Annotated in this window: 16 protein-coding genes, 1 pseudogene and 1 riboswitch; of the genes and pseudogenes, 8 read left to right on the top strand and 9 right to left on the bottom strand. The window is 68.5% G+C overall.

Annotation, left to right across the window (positions count from 1 at the left end; all coding sequences use genetic code 11):
- Positions 1-5: 5 nt before the first annotated feature.
- On the bottom strand, positions 6-1589 hold the full coding sequence (locus BJQ90_RS21855) for an aminopeptidase P family protein (protein WP_226762277.1): 1584 nt from the start codon (positions 1587-1589) through the stop codon (positions 6-8).
- A gap of 92 nt (positions 1590-1681) precedes the next feature.
- Between BJQ90_RS21855 and BJQ90_RS21850 the strand changes: the two genes are divergently transcribed.
- Positions 1682-2527 carry a PHP domain-containing protein gene (locus BJQ90_RS21850; protein ID WP_226762276.1) on the top strand — a complete coding sequence of 282 codons (846 nt, stop codon included), beginning with the start codon at positions 1682-1684 and terminating at the stop codon, positions 2525-2527.
- A 111-nt stretch (positions 2528-2638) separates the two neighbouring features.
- Here BJQ90_RS21850 and BJQ90_RS21845 read toward each other — a convergent pair whose 3' ends face one another.
- The 3 genes from BJQ90_RS21845 to BJQ90_RS21835 form a co-directional block, all read right to left on the bottom strand.
- Positions 2639-3511, bottom strand: a complete 873-nt coding sequence (locus tag BJQ90_RS21845) for a DNA-methyltransferase (RefSeq protein ID WP_226762275.1) — start codon at positions 3509-3511, stop codon at positions 2639-2641.
- A gap of 8 nt (positions 3512-3519) precedes the next feature.
- On the bottom strand, positions 3520-5256 hold the full coding sequence (locus tag BJQ90_RS21840) for a DEAD/DEAH box helicase (protein ID WP_226762274.1): 1737 nt from the start codon (positions 5254-5256) through the stop codon (positions 3520-3522).
- A gap of 311 nt (positions 5257-5567) precedes the next feature.
- Positions 5568-7103, bottom strand: coding sequence for an RNB domain-containing ribonuclease (locus BJQ90_RS21835; RefSeq protein WP_226762273.1), 1536 nt, complete (start codon positions 7101-7103; stop codon positions 5568-5570).
- A 41-nt stretch (positions 7104-7144) separates the two neighbouring features.
- Between BJQ90_RS21835 and BJQ90_RS21830 the strand changes: the two genes are divergently transcribed.
- On the top strand, positions 7145-7816 hold the full coding sequence (locus BJQ90_RS21830) for a ferritin-like fold-containing protein (RefSeq protein WP_226762272.1): 672 nt from the start codon (positions 7145-7147) through the stop codon (positions 7814-7816).
- A 60-nt stretch (positions 7817-7876) separates the two neighbouring features.
- Here BJQ90_RS21830 and thiE read toward each other — a convergent pair whose 3' ends face one another.
- Positions 7877-8584 (bottom strand): thiamine phosphate synthase, encoded by a 708-nt coding sequence (gene thiE, locus BJQ90_RS21825; RefSeq protein ID WP_226762271.1) that lies wholly within the window; start codon positions 8582-8584, stop codon positions 7877-7879.
- Between the two features lie 26 nt (positions 8585-8610).
- A riboswitch (TPP riboswitch) is annotated at positions 8611-8745 on the top strand.
- Between thiE and BJQ90_RS21820 the strand changes: the two genes are divergently transcribed.
- The 4 genes from BJQ90_RS21820 to BJQ90_RS21805 all read left to right on the top strand — a co-directional run bounded on the left by BJQ90_RS21820 (position 8738) and on the right by BJQ90_RS21805 (position 12003).
- Positions 8738-10201, top strand: coding sequence for an FAD-dependent oxidoreductase (locus BJQ90_RS21820; protein ID WP_226762270.1), 1464 nt, complete (start codon positions 8738-8740; stop codon positions 10199-10201). It overlaps the preceding riboswitch by 8 nt.
- Positions 10198-10434 carry a sulfur carrier protein ThiS gene (thiS, locus tag BJQ90_RS21815; protein WP_226762269.1) on the top strand — a complete coding sequence of 79 codons (237 nt, stop codon included), beginning with the start codon at positions 10198-10200 and terminating at the stop codon, positions 10432-10434. Before BJQ90_RS21820 ends, thiS begins: the two co-directional genes overlap by 4 nt.
- Positions 10435-10439: 5 nt before the next feature.
- A complete protein-coding gene (locus BJQ90_RS21810) occupies positions 10440-11255 on the top strand; it encodes a thiazole synthase (protein ID WP_226762268.1) in 816 nt (271 codons plus the stop codon).
- 82 nt (positions 11256-11337) lie between these two features.
- Positions 11338-12003 carry a 4a-hydroxytetrahydrobiopterin dehydratase gene (locus BJQ90_RS21805; protein ID WP_226762267.1) on the top strand — a complete coding sequence of 222 codons (666 nt, stop codon included), beginning with the start codon at positions 11338-11340 and terminating at the stop codon, positions 12001-12003.
- A gap of 42 nt (positions 12004-12045) precedes the next feature.
- Here the strand turns inward: BJQ90_RS21805 and BJQ90_RS21800 are convergent, their stop codons facing one another.
- The 3 genes from BJQ90_RS21800 to BJQ90_RS21790 form a co-directional block, all read right to left on the bottom strand.
- Positions 12046-12348, bottom strand: coding sequence for a hypothetical protein (locus BJQ90_RS21800; RefSeq protein WP_226762266.1), 303 nt, complete (start codon positions 12346-12348; stop codon positions 12046-12048).
- 72 nt (positions 12349-12420) lie between these two features.
- Complete coding sequence (locus tag BJQ90_RS21795) at positions 12421-12645, bottom strand: DUF3107 domain-containing protein (RefSeq protein WP_226762265.1); 225 nt, start codon at positions 12643-12645, stop codon at positions 12421-12423.
- 54 nt (positions 12646-12699) lie between these two features.
- Positions 12700-13365, bottom strand: a complete 666-nt coding sequence (locus BJQ90_RS21790) for a TetR/AcrR family transcriptional regulator (RefSeq protein ID WP_226762264.1) — start codon at positions 13363-13365, stop codon at positions 12700-12702.
- Between the two features lie 84 nt (positions 13366-13449).
- Between BJQ90_RS21790 and moeB the strand changes: the two genes are divergently transcribed.
- A complete protein-coding gene (gene moeB, locus BJQ90_RS21785; RefSeq protein ID WP_226762263.1) occupies positions 13450-14670 on the top strand; it encodes a molybdopterin-synthase adenylyltransferase MoeB in 1221 nt (406 codons plus the stop codon).
- Between the two features lie 43 nt (positions 14671-14713).
- Complete coding sequence (locus BJQ90_RS21780) at positions 14714-15748, top strand: SDR family NAD(P)-dependent oxidoreductase (protein WP_226762262.1); 1035 nt, start codon at positions 14714-14716, stop codon at positions 15746-15748.
- Between the two features lie 72 nt (positions 15749-15820).
- Here the strand turns inward: BJQ90_RS21780 and BJQ90_RS21775 are convergent.
- Positions 15821-16448 (bottom strand): annotated as a pseudogene (locus BJQ90_RS21775) (hypothetical protein); the annotation flags it as partial.

Genomic DNA, 16448 nt, shown 5'->3' with positions numbered 1-16448 from the left:
GTGCCCTAGGCGCTCTGGCCGTCCGCTTCCAGGTAGATGCCCGCCATCCAGGACTCGACGTCGTCGGCCTTGCGCGGCAGCGCCGCGCTGAGGTTGACCGGACCGTCGGCGGTCATCAGGATGTCATCCTCGATCCGGACGCCGATTCCGCGGAATTCCGCCGGAATGGCGAGGTCCTCGTCCTTGAAGTACAGCCCGGGTTCGATCGTGAACACCATGCCCGGGGTCAGCACGCCGTCGAGGTACAGCTCGCGCTTGGCCTGGGCGCAGTCGTGCACGTCGAGGCCCAGGTGGTGGCTGGTGCCGTGCGGCATCCAGCGGCGGTGCTGCTGGCCTTCGGCGCTGATGGCTTCCTGGACGGAGACCGGCAGCAGGCCCCATTCGGCCAGCCGTTCCGCGAGCACGGTGGTCGCGGCCGTATGGATGTCGCGGAACCTGGTGCCGGGCTGCGCGGCGGCGAAACCGGCGTCGGCGGCGTCCAGCACGGCCTCGTAGACCTTGCGCTGGATCGGGGAGAACGTGCCGTTGGCCGGCAGGGTGCGGGTGATGTCCGCGGTGTAGAGCGAATCGGCCTCGACGCCGGCGTCGAGCAGCAGCAGCTCCCCGGCGTTGACCTTGCCGGTGTTCCGGGTCCAGTGCAGCACCGTGGCGTTGTTGCCGGCGGCCGCGATGGTGTCGTAGCCGAGCTCGTTGCCTTCCTCCCGGGCCCGGGCGAAGAACGCGCCTTCGACGACGCGCTCGCCGCGCTGGTGGGTGAGCGCCCGCGGCAGGACCCTGACGACCTCGGTGAAGCCCTGCACCGTGGCGGCGACGGCGGTCTTCATCTGCTCGATTTCCCACTCGTCCTTGAGCAGGCGCAGCTCGGAGAGGGCCTCGGTGAGCTTTTCGTCGAGGGCGTCCAGGATGCCCAGGTCCAGGTTCTCCGGGTCTTTGGCGGTGTTGTAGCGGGCGGTGTCCACGAGGGCGTCGATGTTCTCGTCCACCTTCCGCACCAGCCGGATGGAGATCCCGCCGATTTCCGGGGCGCCAACGTTCTTGGTGATCCCCAGTTCAAGTTCGCTGATGTCGGCGGTGTCCAGGCCGAGGCGGGCCTTGAACTCGGCCAGGGTGGGGCGGGCGCCGATCCAGAATTCGCCGGAGCGGGAGTCGGCGTAGAACTGCTCGGTGTCGCGTCCTGCCAGCGGACGGAAGTAGAGCGTCGCGCGGTGGTGGCCGCCGTCGTCGCCCTTGCCTTCCCCCGCGGGTTCCAGGATAAGCACGGCGTCGGGCTCGTGGTCCAGGCCCAGGCCGGTGAGGTGCGCGAACCCGGAGTGCGGGCGGAAGCGGTAGTCGCAGTCGTTCGAGCGGACCTTCAGCGGACCGGCGGGGATGACCAGGCGTTCGCCTTTGAACTGCTCTGAGATGGCGCGCCGGCGGGCGGCGGCGTGGCCGGCGACGGCGTCGCGTTCCGGACGCTGCACGGGGGACGGGGCCCAGTTGCTGGCCATAAACGCCTTGAAGGCATCGGAGCTGGGCCGCTGTGAGCGGTTGTTGACGCGCTCGTCGAGGGGCTGGGAAGCGGAGACTGGGGTGTTATCTGCATCGTTCACCGTCCCATCGTCTCACCAGCGGAGCGGCTAAGGCGAACAGGCCGGCGGAGCTGATCCCGGGCGTCGCGGCGCCGATCTACTAGGCTGGGGAGGTGAGGATTGACCTGCATGCCCACTCGAATGTTTCCGACGGCACCCAAGCGCCCGGGGCGGTGATGGCCTCTGCCGCGGAGGCGGGGCTCGACGTCATCGCCCTGACCGACCACGACTCCACCGCAGGCTGGGCCGAGGCCGGCATTGCCGCCCGCGGCCATGGCGTGGCGCTGGTTCCCGGCATGGAGATTTCCTGCCGGACCATGGAGGGCATCAGCGTCCATCTCCTCTGCTACCTGCACGACCCGGCGCACCCGGGGCTGCTGGAGGAAATCACCAAGGCCAAAGATGCCCGCTTCACCCGGGCCGAGCGGATGGTCAGCCTGCTCGCGGAGGACTACCCGCTGAGCTGGGACGATGTCATCCACCACGTGGCGCCGGGCGCCACCCTGGGCCGGCCGCACATCGCCGACGCCCTCGTCGCCGCGGGCGTGGTTGCGGACCGCACCGAGGCCTTCGAATCCATCCTGACCTCACATTCACGCTATTTCGTGCAGCACTATGCGCCGGACCCGGCCTTCGCCGTCGAGCTGGTCCGTGCGGCCGGCGGGGTGCCGGTGTTCGCCCACCCGGTGGCGTCCGCCCGTGGCCGGATCGTGGGGGAGCGCGTCTACCAGGAAATGATCGACGCCGGGCTCGCCGGGCTGGAGGTCTACCACCGGGACAATCCCGAGGAGGGCAGGACGTTCCTGCGCAAACTCGCGGCCCGGCACGGTCTGCTGGTCACCGGGTCCTCCGACTACCACGGGACAGGGAAGCCGAACCGGCTGGGCGAGAACCTGACCTCGTCCGAGGTGTTCGCCCGGATCGAGGAACTGGGAACCGGAACCCCCGTGGTGCGCTGACGGACCACGGCAGGGCCAGGTCCCGGCCACACCCGTTGCGCTATCTGTTTTGGTCCCCATGGAGCCGGAATGGCCACCAATAGTGAGAGAGCAACAGGGGGCGGGCGGGGTTCAGGTGCCCGGGAACTCCGTGAAGGCGGCGTGCGGGGCAAGCCGTTTGGCCATGACGTCAATGGCCGGCTGGTTCTGGTCTACGCAGACGAACTTCCGGTCGAGCTTCGCGGCGACGGCGCCGAGGGTCCCGGAACCGGCGAAGAAGTCCAGGCACCAGTCGCCTGGGCGGCTGGAGGCCGCCACCACGCGGCGGATCAGCCCTTCAGGCTTCTGCGTGGGGTAGCCGGTCTTCTCTTTGCCGGTGGGGGAGACGATCGTATGCCACCAGACGTCGGTGGGCAGCTTGCCGAGCTCGCGCTTGGCCGGAGTCACGAGTCCGGGGGCCATGTAGGGTTCCCGGTCCACTTCGGCGCTGTCGAAGTGGTACTTCGAGGGGTTCTTGACGTACACGAGGATGTTGTCGTGCTTGGTGGGCCAGCGGAATTTGGCGCGGGCGCCGTAGTCGTAGGCCCAGATGATCTCGTTCAGGAAGCACTCGCGGCCGAAGATAGCGTCCAGCATGACCTTCGCGTAGTGCACTTCGCGGTAGTCCAGGTGCAGGTACAGGGTGCCGTCGTCGGCGAGCAGGCGCCAGGCCTCGACGAGCCGCGGCTCCAGGAAGGACCAGTAGTCGCTGAATGCGTCGTCGTACTTGTGCAGCGCGCCCTTGATCGTGTCATAGGAGCGGCCCTTGAACCCGACCCGGTCGCCGTCGCCGCCGGCGTTGAGCACCATCTTGGTTTCCTGGCGCTTCTGGACCCGGCCGGTGTTAAACGGCGGGTCCACGTAAATCAGTGTGAAGGCGCCGTCCGGCAGCGTGGGGAGATAGTCCGCGTTGTCCGCGTGTACCACCAGATTGCTGCCGTCCGGCGCCCAGACAGAGTCAGTCATAAAGGGGTTTAGGCCTCGCCCTGCAGGGCTTCGCCTGCGACAACTTCGCCGTTGCGGCGGCGGGTGCGGGTGCGGCGGCGTGCGCGGGTGGCGCGGTCGACCTCGGTCGGTGCGCTGGCGGCGGCTTTGGCCGGGGCCTCTGCTACCGGACCGGTGCCGGCGTCAGCCTCGGCGGGACGACGACGGCGGTCACCAGAGCGTCCGCTGCCAGTGCCACCGCCAGTGCCACCACCGGCGCCGCCGCTGCGGCGCGAATCGTGGTTGCTGTCGCGGCCGCCGGTGCCGCGGCTGCCTTCCCGGGCGCCGCCGCTGCGGGCGGTGTCGCGGCCGCCGCCGGCCTGTCCGGTGCGGGGGGCGTTCTTCTTGCCGGTCTCGCCCAGGTCCTCCAGGACCTCGGCATCAACACCGGCCAGCACGCGCTTGTCGCGGGGCAGACGGCCCTTGGTGCCTGCGGGGATGTCGAGTTCCTCGAAGAGGTGCGGGGAGGATGAGTAGGTTTCCACCGGCTCCGGGACGCTCAGGCCCAGGGCCTTGTTGATCAGGCCCCAGCGGGGCATGTCGTCCCAGTCAACGAAGGTCACGGCCGTGCCCTTGTTGCCGGCGCGGCCGGTGCGTCCGACGCGGTGCAGGTAGATCTTTTCGTCCTCAACGCACTGGTAGTTGATGACGTGCGTGACGTCGTCGACGTCGATGCCGCGGGCGGCGACGTCGGTGGCGACCAGGACGTCCACCTTGTTGTTGCGGAAGGCGCGCAGCGCCTGCTCGCGGGCGCCCTGGCCAAGATCGCCGTGGATGGCGGCGGCCGCGAAGCCGCGGTCCACGAGTTCCTCGGCTACTTTGGCGGCGGTCCGCTTGGTCTTGGTGAAGATGATGGTCCGGCCGCGGCCGCGGGCCTGCAGGATGCGGGCAACAACCTCGATCTTGTCCATGCTGTGGGCACGGTAGATCAGCTGGCGGATGTCGCGCTTGGTCAGGCCTTCGTCGTCCGGGTCGGCGGCGCGGATGTGCGTCGGCTTGGTCATGTAGCGGCGGGCCATGGCGACGACCGGGCCGGGCATGGTGGCCGAGAACAGCAGCGTCTGGCGGACGGCGGGGGTGCCGGCGATGAGGGTCTCGACGTCGGGGAGGAAGCCGAGGTCCAGCATTTCGTCGGCCTCGTCCAGGATGACCATCTTGACGTTCTTCAGGACGAGGTGCTTCTGCTTGTAGAGGTCGATCAGGCGCCCGGGGGTACCGACGACAATCTCGACGCCCTTCTGCAGCGACTCAACCTGCGGCTCGTAGGCCCGGCCGCCGTAGATGGTGGTGATGCGGGCGTTGCGCTTGCGGGCGGCGTTCTGCAGGTCGCCGGCGACCTGGACAGCCAGTTCGCGGGTCGGTACGATCACGAGGGCCTGCGGGGCCCCGGGAGCGGGGAGGTTGTCGTAGCCGGCGTCGTCCGGTCCGACGACGCGCTGCAGCGCCGGGATGCCGAAGCCGAGGGTCTTGCCGGTGCCGGTCTTGGCCTGGCCGATGATGTCGTGGCCGCTGAGGGCGACGGGCAGGGTCATGGCCTGGATCGGGAAGGGGTGCGTGATACCGGCGTCGGCCAGCGACTCCACGATGTCGGCGCGGACGTTGAAGTCCGCGAAGGTCTTCTCGGCGATCTCGTGCGGCTTCTCGTCCGAGATGATGGTCTCTTCCGGCTCGATCGTTTCCGTTCCGGATTCGTCGGTCAGAAGCTGGTGCGTGTGCAATTCACTCACTAGGGGAGTTTCCTTATTCATTTTGGGCTGCGCTGCTTGCTCAACGGGGCCGGCCGGGTGGCCGTTCCGGAGCACGCTCAGGCGCGCAGGCAATTCCAGTGGAAGCCGATCGCGGGCTAATCAAATGCTGGCACTGGGGACCAGCGGGTCTGTCTCAAGATCGCGTAGGGGCGGGCTTGTTGAATTCAAAAATCAAGGAAATCAACGACCGGGCATCCATATCTACCCTTCCAGTCTAGCTGTACGCGGCCCGGAACCTCGACGGACCGCGCTGTGTCAGAAAAGATGTGCGCGGGAACCCTGTCGTGTGCTCAGCCCACCAGCTCCAGCCTGACCTCGCGGGTGGCGATGTCGGAGGACACAATCCGGACCCGGACCTGGGTGCCGGGCTCCAGTTCGCCGGGGCAGCGGGCGGTGACGGCAGGCTCGGCGATCTGCACGATCCCGGAGGGTCCGCTTCCGTTGCCGGGTCTGGTGCTGGCGCCGCCGTTGCCGTTCCTGCCGTTGCCGTTCTTGCCGTTCGTTGTTTTCCCGTTGGCTGGTTTCCCGTTTCGGGCCGGTTTGGAGCCGGAAATGACGACGGCGTCGAACTCCTGGCCGACGTGGTTGACCAGCAGCGCCGCCTCGACGGTGTCGAGCGAGAGGCGTTCCAGCCTCGCGGCCAGCTGGTCCGATGCCGCCATGATGGCGGGAAGGGACGGCAGGGCCTGGCGGGCCCAGTCCGGAACAGCGGTGCCGTTGCTGAGGGCCTCGCAGATCACTAGGACAAAACGGTCGATCAGGCGGCGCAGCGGGGCCGTGGAGTGGGCGTAGGAGGCGCCGATGGCGGCCTGGATGGCGGCCTCGGGCACCGTTCCGTCGAAAGGTGTGTAACCGGCGCCGCGGAACAGCATCCCTGCCGAGTGCACGATCGCCAGCTGCCGGGGGTCGGTGGGGTCGAGGGTGCGCAGGTACTCGCCGTAGCTCATTTGGCCATCCCAGGGTTTGCCCAGGGCGCGGGTCTGGCGGTGGAAATGCGCCAGTGACGCTTCATCCGGCGGCGGCATCGTGCGCAGGATGCCCACCTTTCCCGCCAGCATGATCCCCGCGGCAGCCATCCCCGTCATCAAGGAAATCTGGGCGTTCCAGTCCTCCACGGGCAGCGGCGGCGCAGCCACGATCCGGTAGCCGCCGTCGGGCAGTTGTTCGATTTCCTGCTCCGGCATGTTCAGGCTGGCGCCTCCGCGGAGCCGTTCCAGCTCCACGCGCTTCATCCCGACTTCCTTGAGCAGCAGCAGGACGGGCGCGGCGGTGCCGGCGTCAAGCTCGGCCTGCACACCGTGGTAGCTGAGTTTGGCACGGCTGCGGACCCTCGCGCGGCGGACCTGCACCGCGGAGACCTCGGCGGCGTCGTCCAGCTTGAATTCCCAGACGAACGCGGCACAGAGTTGCCCGGCGAGCAGGCTTCCCGCTTCCTCGCTGATGACTTCCGGGTGCAGCGGAATCCGGCCGTCGGGCGTGTAGAAGGTCTGGCCCCGGCGGCGGGTCTCGGCGTCGAGCGCCCCGCCGGGGGCCACAAAGGAGGGGACGTCGGCGATCGCATAGAACACCTTGTAGCCGGCACCGGAGCGGTCGATGAAGAGGGCCTGGTCCAGGTCGGTGGAGGACGCCGGATCGATGGTCACGAAGTCGATATGCGTGAAATCCAGCTCCGGAAGTTCGTGCCCGGCCACGGCTTCCTTGGCCTCCCGGAGCGCGTCGTCGGGGAAGGGGCCCGGCAGTTCCAGCGTGGTGCGCAGCGCGTTGAGCGCCTCGGCAAGTTGGTTTTTCTGCTGGTGGACATTCGGGGTCAGGCGATGATGGGACACGAAAATCAGATTAGCTTCATTTGCCCCATTAGTCTTGAATCATGAGCACATCCCCGGCCGATCCTGCCCGTTACAACAGTTTCCTGATGGATCTGCTCGGCGTGATGGCCTACTGCGAGCTTTCCGCCTTCGAACGGCTCTCCTCCGATGCCCGCTATTCACCCACGCTGCACGACCGCGCGGTGCTGGGCCGGATCGCCGTGATCGAGTTCCAGCACTACGAACTCGTCAGCGCCAAACTCGACGCCATGGGCCTGGACACGGAGGTTGCCATGCTGCCGTTCCAGCCGTCCGTGGACCATTTCCACGAACGCACCCGCCCCGCGGACTGGTACGAATCCCTGATGAAGGCGTATGTGATCGACACCGTCTCCGCCGATTTCTACCGCGCCATTTCCCGCTATGTCGACGCCGGCACGCAGGCCCTGGTCGAGCAGATCCAGGCCGATGAGGAGGCCACGGCGGTGCTGCGGGAGCGGCTCAAGACCGCCCTCGCCGATGACCCCAGGTTGGCGTCGCGGCTGGCGCTGTGGGCACGACGCCTGCTCGGCGAGGCCCTGACCCAGGCCCAGCGGGTGAGTTTCGAGCACGCGTTCCTCGGCGGCCTGATCGGCGCCGACGAGGACCGGACCAAGGAAGTCGTTCGCGTGCTGATGGCGGAACTGGCGGCGAACCACTCGCGCCGGATGGCGCAACTCGGTCTGGCCGGCTGACCGGACCGCCTGGCCGGCTGAGCGGACCGCCTGGCTGGCTGAGCGGACCGCCTGGCCGACTCAGCGCTCCGCGGCGTCCAGTGCGGCGAGCAGCGACTTGGCGGCGGCGGCGGGATCGTCGGCCTCCGTGATGGCGCGTACCACCACGATCCTGCGGGCGCCGGCCTCCACCACCTGCTCCACGTTTCCGAGGTCTATGCCGCCGATCGCGAACCACGGCACGACACCCGCGACTTTGCCCGCTGCTTTGCCCCCGCCTGTTGTCTCGGCCCGGCGGATGGCGTCGGCCGCGTAGCGCACCAGTTCGAGCCCGACGGCGGCGCGCCCCGGCTTCGTCGGTGTGGCCCAGACCGGCCCGACACAGAAGTAGTCCAGGCCGTTGCGGCCGGGGGCGGCGGCGATGGCTGCATCGACCTGCTCCGGGCTGTGGGTGGACAGCCCGATCACGGTGTCCTTGCCGAGGAAGTCCCGTGCGGCGCCAAGGGGGATGTCCTTTTGCCCGATGTGGAACACCGGAGCCCCAGAGAGCGAGGCGAGGTCCGCCCGGTCGTTGACGGCCCAGAGCCGGCCGTGCCGCTGGGCCGCCTGGTGCAGGACTTCCAGGAGTTCCAGCTCCTCGGCCGCTTCCAGGGACTTGTCGCGCAGCTGGATGATGTCGACTCCGCCGGCAAATGCCGCGTCCACGAAGTCGGCAAAGTCGCCGCGGTCCCGGCGGGCATCGGTGCAGAGGTAAAGGCGGGCGGTGGTGTGGACGGCATCCTGGCTCATGGGTCCAGCCTAGTTCCTCTAAACTGGGCCAATACCGCGGGAGCCCGCCGCAGCCGACCACGCCATTGGCGTCCGGCGCCGGCAGGCTGAGAGGGCGTCAGAGCCGACCGCTTGACCTGATCCGGCTAGTACCGGCGTAGGGAAGGAATCCTCATGGGCGACATATCCGCCCGCGGCGCGGCCGCGTTCACTGAAGCAGCGGCGCCTGCAGCCTCCGATGATGACGCCGGAGCCCGGAAATATTACGACGTTGCCGTAATCGGAGGCGGCGTCGTCGGCCACGGGATCGCCTGGGCGGCGAGACGCTCGGGCCGGTCTGTGGCCCTGATCGACGACGCTCCCGGGAGCGGCGCCAGCTGGGCTGCCGCCGGAATGCTTGCCCCGGTGAGCGAACTTCACTACCAGGAGGAGGCGCTCCTGGAGCTCATGCTTGAGTCCTCCCGCCTCTGGCCGGCTTTCGCTGCCGGACTCGAGCGCGGAGACGGCGGCCCAGGAACGGGCGCCCGCGCCAGCGCCGCCGGCGGGACCGGGGCCGGCACGGGGTACCTCACGACGCCGACCCTCGCCGTGGGTGCCGACGCCGCTGACCGTCGAGCGCTCGCGGACCTGAGAACCGTCCAGCAGGCATACGGCCTGGCCGTGGAGCCGCTGACCGTCCGCGCGGCGCGGATCCGCGAGCCGCTGCTGAGCCCGGGGATCTCCTGCGCCTTCGACATTCCCGCCGACCACCAGGTGGACCCGCGCCGTCTGCTCGCCCGGATGGGGGAGCTCCTGGCCGCGGACAGCGACTGCCACACCATCAGCCGGCGCGCCGCCGGTCTGCTCTGGGAGGACGGGCGGGTAGTCGGTGCCAGCCTCGAGGGCAGCGGCTTCATCCGGGCGGGCGAGACCATTGTGGCCAACGGCCTGGGTGCCGCCTCGCTGGACGGATTGCCCGCCGGACTCCGGTTGCCGCTGCGGCCGGTCCACGGGGACATCCTCCGGCTCCGGGTGCCGGCGAGACTGCGGCCGCTGCTGACCTCCACGGTGCGGGGACTCGTCCGCGGTGTGCCGGTGTATATCGTCCCCCGGCAGGACGGAACGGTCGTGATCGGAGCCACCCAGCGGGAGGACGATCTCGGTGGGAACAGCGGGCCAGCCGCGCCCGCCGGCGGCACCTCCATGACCGCGGCCCCGGCCAGCACCGCCGTGTCCGCCGGCGGTGTCTACCAGCTGCTGCGCGACGCCCAGCGGCTGGTCCCCGCAGTCGCCGAACTGGAATTGCTTGAGGCCACCGCGAGAGCCCGTCCCGGGACCCCGGACAACGCGCCGCTGCTGGGCCGGGTGGCGGAGCAGGGGCGTCCGGGGGACGTTACGGGTCTGATTATCGCCACCGGGTTCTTCCGGCACGGAATCCTGCTGACGCCCGCGGCGGCGGAGATCTGCCGCCAGCTGCTGGACCGCGTCGCAGACCCGCGGTGGGCCCATTTCCGGCCGGACCGGTTCGCCGCCGGCACGCCCGCCGACGACACACCGGCAGCCCCGGCGTCGGCTGCCGGCACGCCCGCCGCCGGACCGCAGGACACCGACGCCCGCCACGCCAATCCAAACCCTGAGCACAGCAAGGAAACGGTATGAACATCAAACTGAACGGAAGCGAGCACACCCTCGCCGATGGCGCCTCGGTCAGCACACTGGTCAGCCAGGTCACCGGACGGCCGCTGGCGCCGAACGGCCAGTCCGCGGACGGCACGAAACTGGGCGTTGCCGTGGCCCGCAACGCCGAGGTGGTTCCCCGCAGCCAATGGCACGGCACCGCGCTCGCCGACGGTGACGACATCGAGCTGGTCACGGCGGTACAGGGAGGATGAGCAGCATGGAGGACACCACAACAGCAGCGCCGGGAGTAAAACCGGCCGCGGCGGATCCGTTCACGGTCGACGGTGTGCAGCTCGGGTCGCGGCTGATCATGGGCACCGGCGGGGCGCCGAGCCTGGACGGTCTGGGGGCCGCGCTGCTGGCGTCGGGCACCGAACTGACCACCGTGGCGATGCGCCGCTATTCGCCGGCGGAGGCAGGGTCGCTGTTCCAGCTGCTGCTGGACCACGACATCCGGGTGCTGCCCAACACCGCGGGGTGCTTCACCGCCAAGGACGCCGTGCTGACGGCCGAACTGGCCCGCGAAGCCCTCGAAACGGACTGGGTGAAACTGGAAGTTATCGCCGACGAGCAGACTCTGCTGCCGGACGCCGTGGAACTCGTCGAGGCCACCGAGGAACTCGTGGGCCGCGGTTTCAAGGTGTTCGCCTACACCAACGACGACCCGGTGCTGGCCCTGCGGCTGGAGAATCTCGGGGCCGCCGCGGTGATGCCCCTGGGCGCGCCGATCGGCACCGGCCTGGGCATCCTGAACCCGCACAACATCGAACTGATCGTCTCGCGGGCCTCCGTGCCCGTGGTCCTGGACGCCGGGATTGGTACTGCCTCCGACGCCGCGCTGGCCATGGAGCTTGGCTGCGACGCCGTGCTGCTGGCCACGGCCGTGACCCGGGCGCAGAATCCGGTGCTGATGGGGGAGGCCTTCAAACACGCGGTGATCGCCGGTAGGCTGGCAAAAAGGGCCGGCAGGATCCCGCGCCGGGAGCACGCGCTGGCATCCTCGGCGATGGATGGCCGGGCAGAATTCCTGTAGGCCGAACGCCCCCAGCCCGTTCTCCGGGGGGTCGGGGACCTCGCGGAGGAAGGCCCGGCACGACGCAGCGAAGGAGCTTGCCATGGCAGCCACAGGGGACGTCCTCACCCAGGAGCAGGTCGACGCGGCCCTGACGAAGCTGCCGGACTGGAGGTACCGGCTGGGCGGTCTCGTCACCGTCTACAAGGCGTCTTCGGCGGCTGCGGCGCTGGAACTGATCGCCGCCGTCGGACGGCTCGCAGAAGAACACAACCACCACCCGGATCTGGACTGGCGCTACAACCGGGTCTTCCTTCGGTACAGCTCCCACGACGCCGGGGACGAAGTCACGCGGCGGGACGTCGCGGCCGCGACGGCCGCCGGCGAAGCGGCAGCAGGGATCGGCGCCGCCGCGGAGCCAGGACTTTACCGGACCGTCGAGGTGGCCATCGACTCCGAGGACCCGGCCGCCATCTCGGAGGTCTGGCGGGTGGCACTCGGCTACCGCCGGGGCAGCTCCGATGACCTGGTGGACCCCTTCGGGCGGGGCCCGACGCTTTGGTTCCAGATGACCTCCACCCCCAACCCCAACCGGCTCCACCTCGACATCCACCGCAGCCAGGCCGAGTCCGGCCCCGCGCTGGAGAAGACGGCAGCCACAGGAGCGTTAATGAACCATGACCACGCACCCAGCTGGGTGGTGGTCACGGATGCGCAGGGAAACCAGTTGTGCCTCTGCACGGAAACAGGCCACGGGCCGGACACCTGAGCCCCGGCAACCCGGCAACAGCCCGGCCGCGGCCCGGCCCGCCTAGTAGCGCAGGATGGCGGTGAGCCGGGCGGTGTCGCGGCTGGTGCGGGTCTTGCCCAGGTACAGCACAGCGGCCACGGAGGCGGCGGCACCGAGGGCCATGGGCAGCACCCACGGAATCCAGGTCAGCCCGGGCTGGTAGCCCAGGCCCGCGGCCATGAAGATGATCCAGCCCAGCATCCCCACGGCAAGCGATACCCCTGCAGGCACCGCAATGCCGTACTTGGCGTGCCGCTTGTCATTGGCCCAGACCACGAAGCCCGCGGCCACGGTCACCAGGGCAACCACAATCAGGGAAAGCATGTTCGGACTCCTCGCGGATCGGTGGACCGGGTCAGCTGCGGTGCTGCCCGGAGGGGCAGCACCGGGTGGTGGCTAGAGGGCGCCGAAACCGACGCGGCGTACTTCCTCGGCGCCGATTTCAACATAGCCCAAGACGTTTGCGGGAATGATGATCTGGCGGCCCTTTTCGTCCGTTAGGCGCAGCTCGGTGCCCTTAGTGATGGCCTCGCCGACGACCTTGGCCACGGCGTCGGCATCCTGGGTCGATTCCAGGACAATTTCGCGGCCGATGTTCTGAATGCCGATCTTTACTTCCACTGCAAGGCCTCCCAGCCAATCAAAGTTCTCTTCGGTGTCATGTCTATTTGTAGTCTAGGTTTCCTTGGGGAAGCGTGAGATTCCGCGCCAAGCTAAACGGTAGATCAGATCACTGGCGACATCGAGGTCAAGATTGCCGTCGGTTTCCAGCCAGTAACGGGCGCTGACCTGGGCCATTCCGGCGAGTCCGCGGCCCAGCAGCTGGGACTCCAGCTCGGGCAGTTTCGTGTCCTCCGCGATGACCCGGGCGACGGCGTCGGCGAAGGTCTTGTTGAAGGCTTCCAGCCGGGCACTGACATCGGCGTCATTGACGAGGTCGGACTCGAAAACGAGGCGGTGGGCCTGGTCGTCGCTGGCGATGAAGCGGAAATAGGCGCGCATGACCGCCTGGACGCGCTCATCGTTGTCCGTGGTGGAGTTGAGGGCACCCAGCAGCAACGCGATCAGTTTGCTGAGCTGGCTATCCAGCAGGGCCATGTACAGCTCGCGTTTGGACGGGAAGTGCTGGTACAGCACGGGCTTGCTGACGTGGGCGGTTTCGGCGATTTCGTCCATCGCGGCACCGTGGTAGCCATTGGCCACGAAGACCTCCTGGGCAGCCGCGAGCAGCTGCGCCCGGCGTTCATCGCGGGGCAGCCGTGCCGATCGCTGTCCGCTTCGTGCCGGTACCTCCGTCGACTTTCCGGCGTTTCCCCGTTCAACCGGTGCCTGATGAACCACTGTCGGCCTTCTTTCGCTTGCTGTTACGTCCACTTTACGTGCCGGTAATATGACCTGGCGGCATCTTCGGGCATAGATTGAAGTATGGCTTCCAAGTTCACCCAAAACGCAGCCCCCGCAACCCCTGAAAAGGCGCCCGCGGCGCCTGGGCCGCTGGTGGGGCCGGCCGACGGCCTGAGCCCGGAGGAAGTGGAACGTTACTCCCGGCACCTGATCATCCCGGAGATCGGGGCAATCGGGCAGCGCCGCCTGAAGAACGCCAGGGTCCTCGTGATCGGCGCCGGCGGCCTCGGCTCTCCCGCGCTGCTCTACCTCGCCGCGGCGGGCGTCGGCACCCTCGGAATCATCGACGACGACACCGTGGACCTGAGCAATCTCCAGCGGCAGGTGATCCATGGTGTGGCGGATGTGGGACGGCCCAAGATCGAGTCCGCCCGGGACGCCATTGCCGCACTGAACCCGCTGGTGGATGTCCAGCTGCACAAGGTCCGGCTGGACGCCTCCAACGCCCTGGAACTGTTCGCCGGCTACGACCTGATCCTCGATGGGACCGACAACTTCGCCACCCGGTATCTCGTGAACGACGCCGCAGCGATCCTGGGCAAGCCCTACGTCTGGGGTTCGATCTTCCGCTTCGACGGCCAGGTCAGCGTCTTCTGGGAGCAGTACGGCCCCACCTACCGTGATCTCTACCCGGAAGCGCCTCCCGCAGGCTCTGTTCCATCCTGCGGGGAGGGCGGAGTGTTCGGGATGCTCTGCGCTGCTGTGGGCTCGCTTATGGTGACGGAGGCCGTCAAGCTAATTACCGGCGTCGGACGTTCCCTGCTGGGGCGCGTGGCGCTCTTCGACGCCCTTGGCGGGACCTGGCGCGAAATCCGGGTCTCCCGTGATCCCGAGGCGGAGCGGATCACGGAACTGACCGACTACGAGGCCTTTTGCGGCATTACGCCCCCCGCGGATGCGGGCACCGAACATACCGTGACGGCAACCCAGCTGGCCACGATGCTGGCCTCCCGCAAGGCCGGGCTCAAGGACTTCCACCTCATCGATGTGCGGGAAACCGGGGAGTACGAGATCGTCCGGATCGATGGGGCGCTGCTGATCCCGCAAGGCCGGATCCTGGCCGGTGAGGCGTGGCAGGAGCTGCCGCAGGACATGGACATCGTGTTCCACTGCAAAGCCGGAACCCGGTCCGCGGCCGTCCTCGCCGCTGCCCGGGCTGCCGGCTATGAGCGGGTCAGTCACCTCGACGGCGGAATCCTCGCCTGGGTGCGTGACGTCGAGCCCGAAAAACCCGTCTACTGACCGGGTATGCCTGAAGTGAACCCGCTACGAAAAGGCCAATGACATGAGCGATGACATGAGCGTGACCCCGCAGCACAAGATCGGTTCGGGATTCGGACGGGACTCAACAGCCGCTGCGGTGATAGCCGGGATTGACCTGCACGGAAAGACTGCCATGGTCACCGGCGGGTATTCCGGTCTGGGACTGGAAACCGTTCGGGCGCTCGCATCAGCCGGCGCCGTAGTGGTGGTGCCGGCCCGGCGGCCGGAACATGCCCGCGAAGTCCTGGCGGAGGCCGGCGTCCCCTCCGGGGCGGCGGCCGGTGGGGTGAGCGTCGCCTCACTTGATCTGGCCGACCAGTCCAGCGTGAAGGAGTTTGCAGAAGACTTCCTGGGCTCCGCGGATTCCGGCGGCGCTGACGGCGGCGTCCGGAGCCTGGACATCCTGGTCAACAACGCCGCGATCATGGCCAGCCCCGAACGCCGCGTGGGGCCCGGCTGGGAGTCGCAGTTCGCCACGAACCACCTGGGGCATTTTGCCCTCACCAACCTGCTGTGGCCCGCCCTGGTTGCCGGGTCCGGCGCCCGGGTGGTGTCGCTGTCCTCTACCGGGCACAAGCTCTCGCCGATCCGCTTCGATGACATCAACTTCGACACCGGCTACGACAAGTGGCGGGCCTACGGACAGGCCAAGACGGCCAACTCCTTGTTCGCCGTGCAGCTTGACCGGCTAGGCCGGGACTTCGGGGTGCGTGCTTTCGCGGTGCACCCGGGCGGGATCATGACCGAACTGCAACGCCACCTACCGCGGGAAGAAATGATCGCTGCCGGCTGGATGGACGAGACGGGCAAGGTCGACGCGCGGTTCAAGACCCCCGCCCAGGGGGCCGCGACGTCCGTGTGGGCGGCGACCTCGGCGGCCCTGGACGGTATGGGCGGCGTTTACTGTGAGGACTGCGACATCGCGGACCCCACCGAGGTTGGATCTCCGGAGGCGCGGATCCGGGGTGTGGACGCCCATGCGGTGGACCCGGCCGATGCAGCCCGGCTCTGGGCGCTGTCCGCCGAGTTGACGGGAATCAACGCCTTCGGCGGCTAGTGCCCGTGTGTCACTGACTCGGGGGGATCGGACTTGGGGGATCGCCGCGCTGAACGGCGTGCAACGAGCCGTTCAAGCACTTTGGGGCAGGACGTATTTGGGGTAGGCGTCGTGGAGGGGCTCTGGCCAGTCCAGGTCCTCCGGATATACCGGGTCCTCCGGCTCTGCGGCGGGGAATCCGTGTGCGGCCGTGAAGAGGTACCAGTCCGGGAAGGGGTCTTCGGGAAGTTCCTGGTTCGGGTCCGGGCCGGGGTCCAGGTCCGTGAAGGCGTCGATGTCCGTGAACGCGTCGGTGGGTGTGGTCCGGAGGCCGTCGGGCCAGTGGGGTGGTTCCCAGTCCTGTTGTTCGCTGGGGTAGTACCGGCCGGTGGGTGAGGTCCAGCCGGGTGGCTTCTCTTTGCTGGCCCCGGAAGGTGTCCACGCCGAGCCGTGTTTGAGCCGGTGGTGTCTGGGGCAGGGCTGGCCGAGGTTGCTGATCCCGGTGGTCCCTCCATCGGCCCAGGCCAGGAGATGGTCCGCGTCGTTGTCCAGCGAGGCGTTGTTGCAGCCCGGGAACGGGCACTTCCCGTCGCGCAGGCGCAGCCACCGGCGCTGGGCTTTCGTGAGCCGGTAGCGGGTCCGGCCGATTTCCAGCGGCGCACCGTCCCGCGGGTCGGTCAGGACCCGGTAGAACGACCCGGCGCCGTCGGCGAGGAGTTGG

The organism is Arthrobacter sp. SO3 (assembly GCF_020532825.1).
Lineage (GTDB): Bacteria > Actinomycetota > Actinomycetes > Actinomycetales > Micrococcaceae > Arthrobacter.
This window is presented reverse-complemented; position numbering and strand designations above follow the sequence as displayed.

Excerpts from the sequence above, each read along its gene's own strand:
- BJQ90_RS21845 (WP_226762275.1), bottom strand. The coding sequence starts at position 3,511 with ATGACTGACTCTGTCTGGGCGCCGGACGGCAGCAATCTGGTGGTACAC.
- BJQ90_RS21830 (WP_226762272.1), top strand. The coding sequence starts at position 7,145 with ATGAGCACATCCCCGGCCGATCCTGCCCGTTACAACAGTTTCCTGATG.
- thiE (WP_226762271.1), bottom strand. The coding sequence starts at position 8,584 with ATGAGCCAGGATGCCGTCCACACCACCGCCCGCCTTTACCTCTGCACC.
- BJQ90_RS21820 (WP_226762270.1), top strand. The coding sequence starts at position 8,738 with ATGGGCGACATATCCGCCCGCGGCGCGGCCGCGTTCACTGAAGCAGCG.
- thiS (WP_226762269.1), top strand. The coding sequence starts at position 10,198 with ATGAACATCAAACTGAACGGAAGCGAGCACACCCTCGCCGATGGCGCC.
- BJQ90_RS21810 (WP_226762268.1), top strand. The coding sequence starts at position 10,440 with ATGGAGGACACCACAACAGCAGCGCCGGGAGTAAAACCGGCCGCGGCG.
- BJQ90_RS21805 (WP_226762267.1), top strand. The coding sequence starts at position 11,338 with ATGGCAGCCACAGGGGACGTCCTCACCCAGGAGCAGGTCGACGCGGCC.
- BJQ90_RS21800 (WP_226762266.1), bottom strand. The coding sequence starts at position 12,348 with ATGCTTTCCCTGATTGTGGTTGCCCTGGTGACCGTGGCCGCGGGCTTC.
- moeB (WP_226762263.1), top strand. The coding sequence starts at position 13,450 with ATGGCTTCCAAGTTCACCCAAAACGCAGCCCCCGCAACCCCTGAAAAG.
- BJQ90_RS21780 (WP_226762262.1), top strand. The coding sequence starts at position 14,714 with ATGAGCGATGACATGAGCGTGACCCCGCAGCACAAGATCGGTTCGGGA.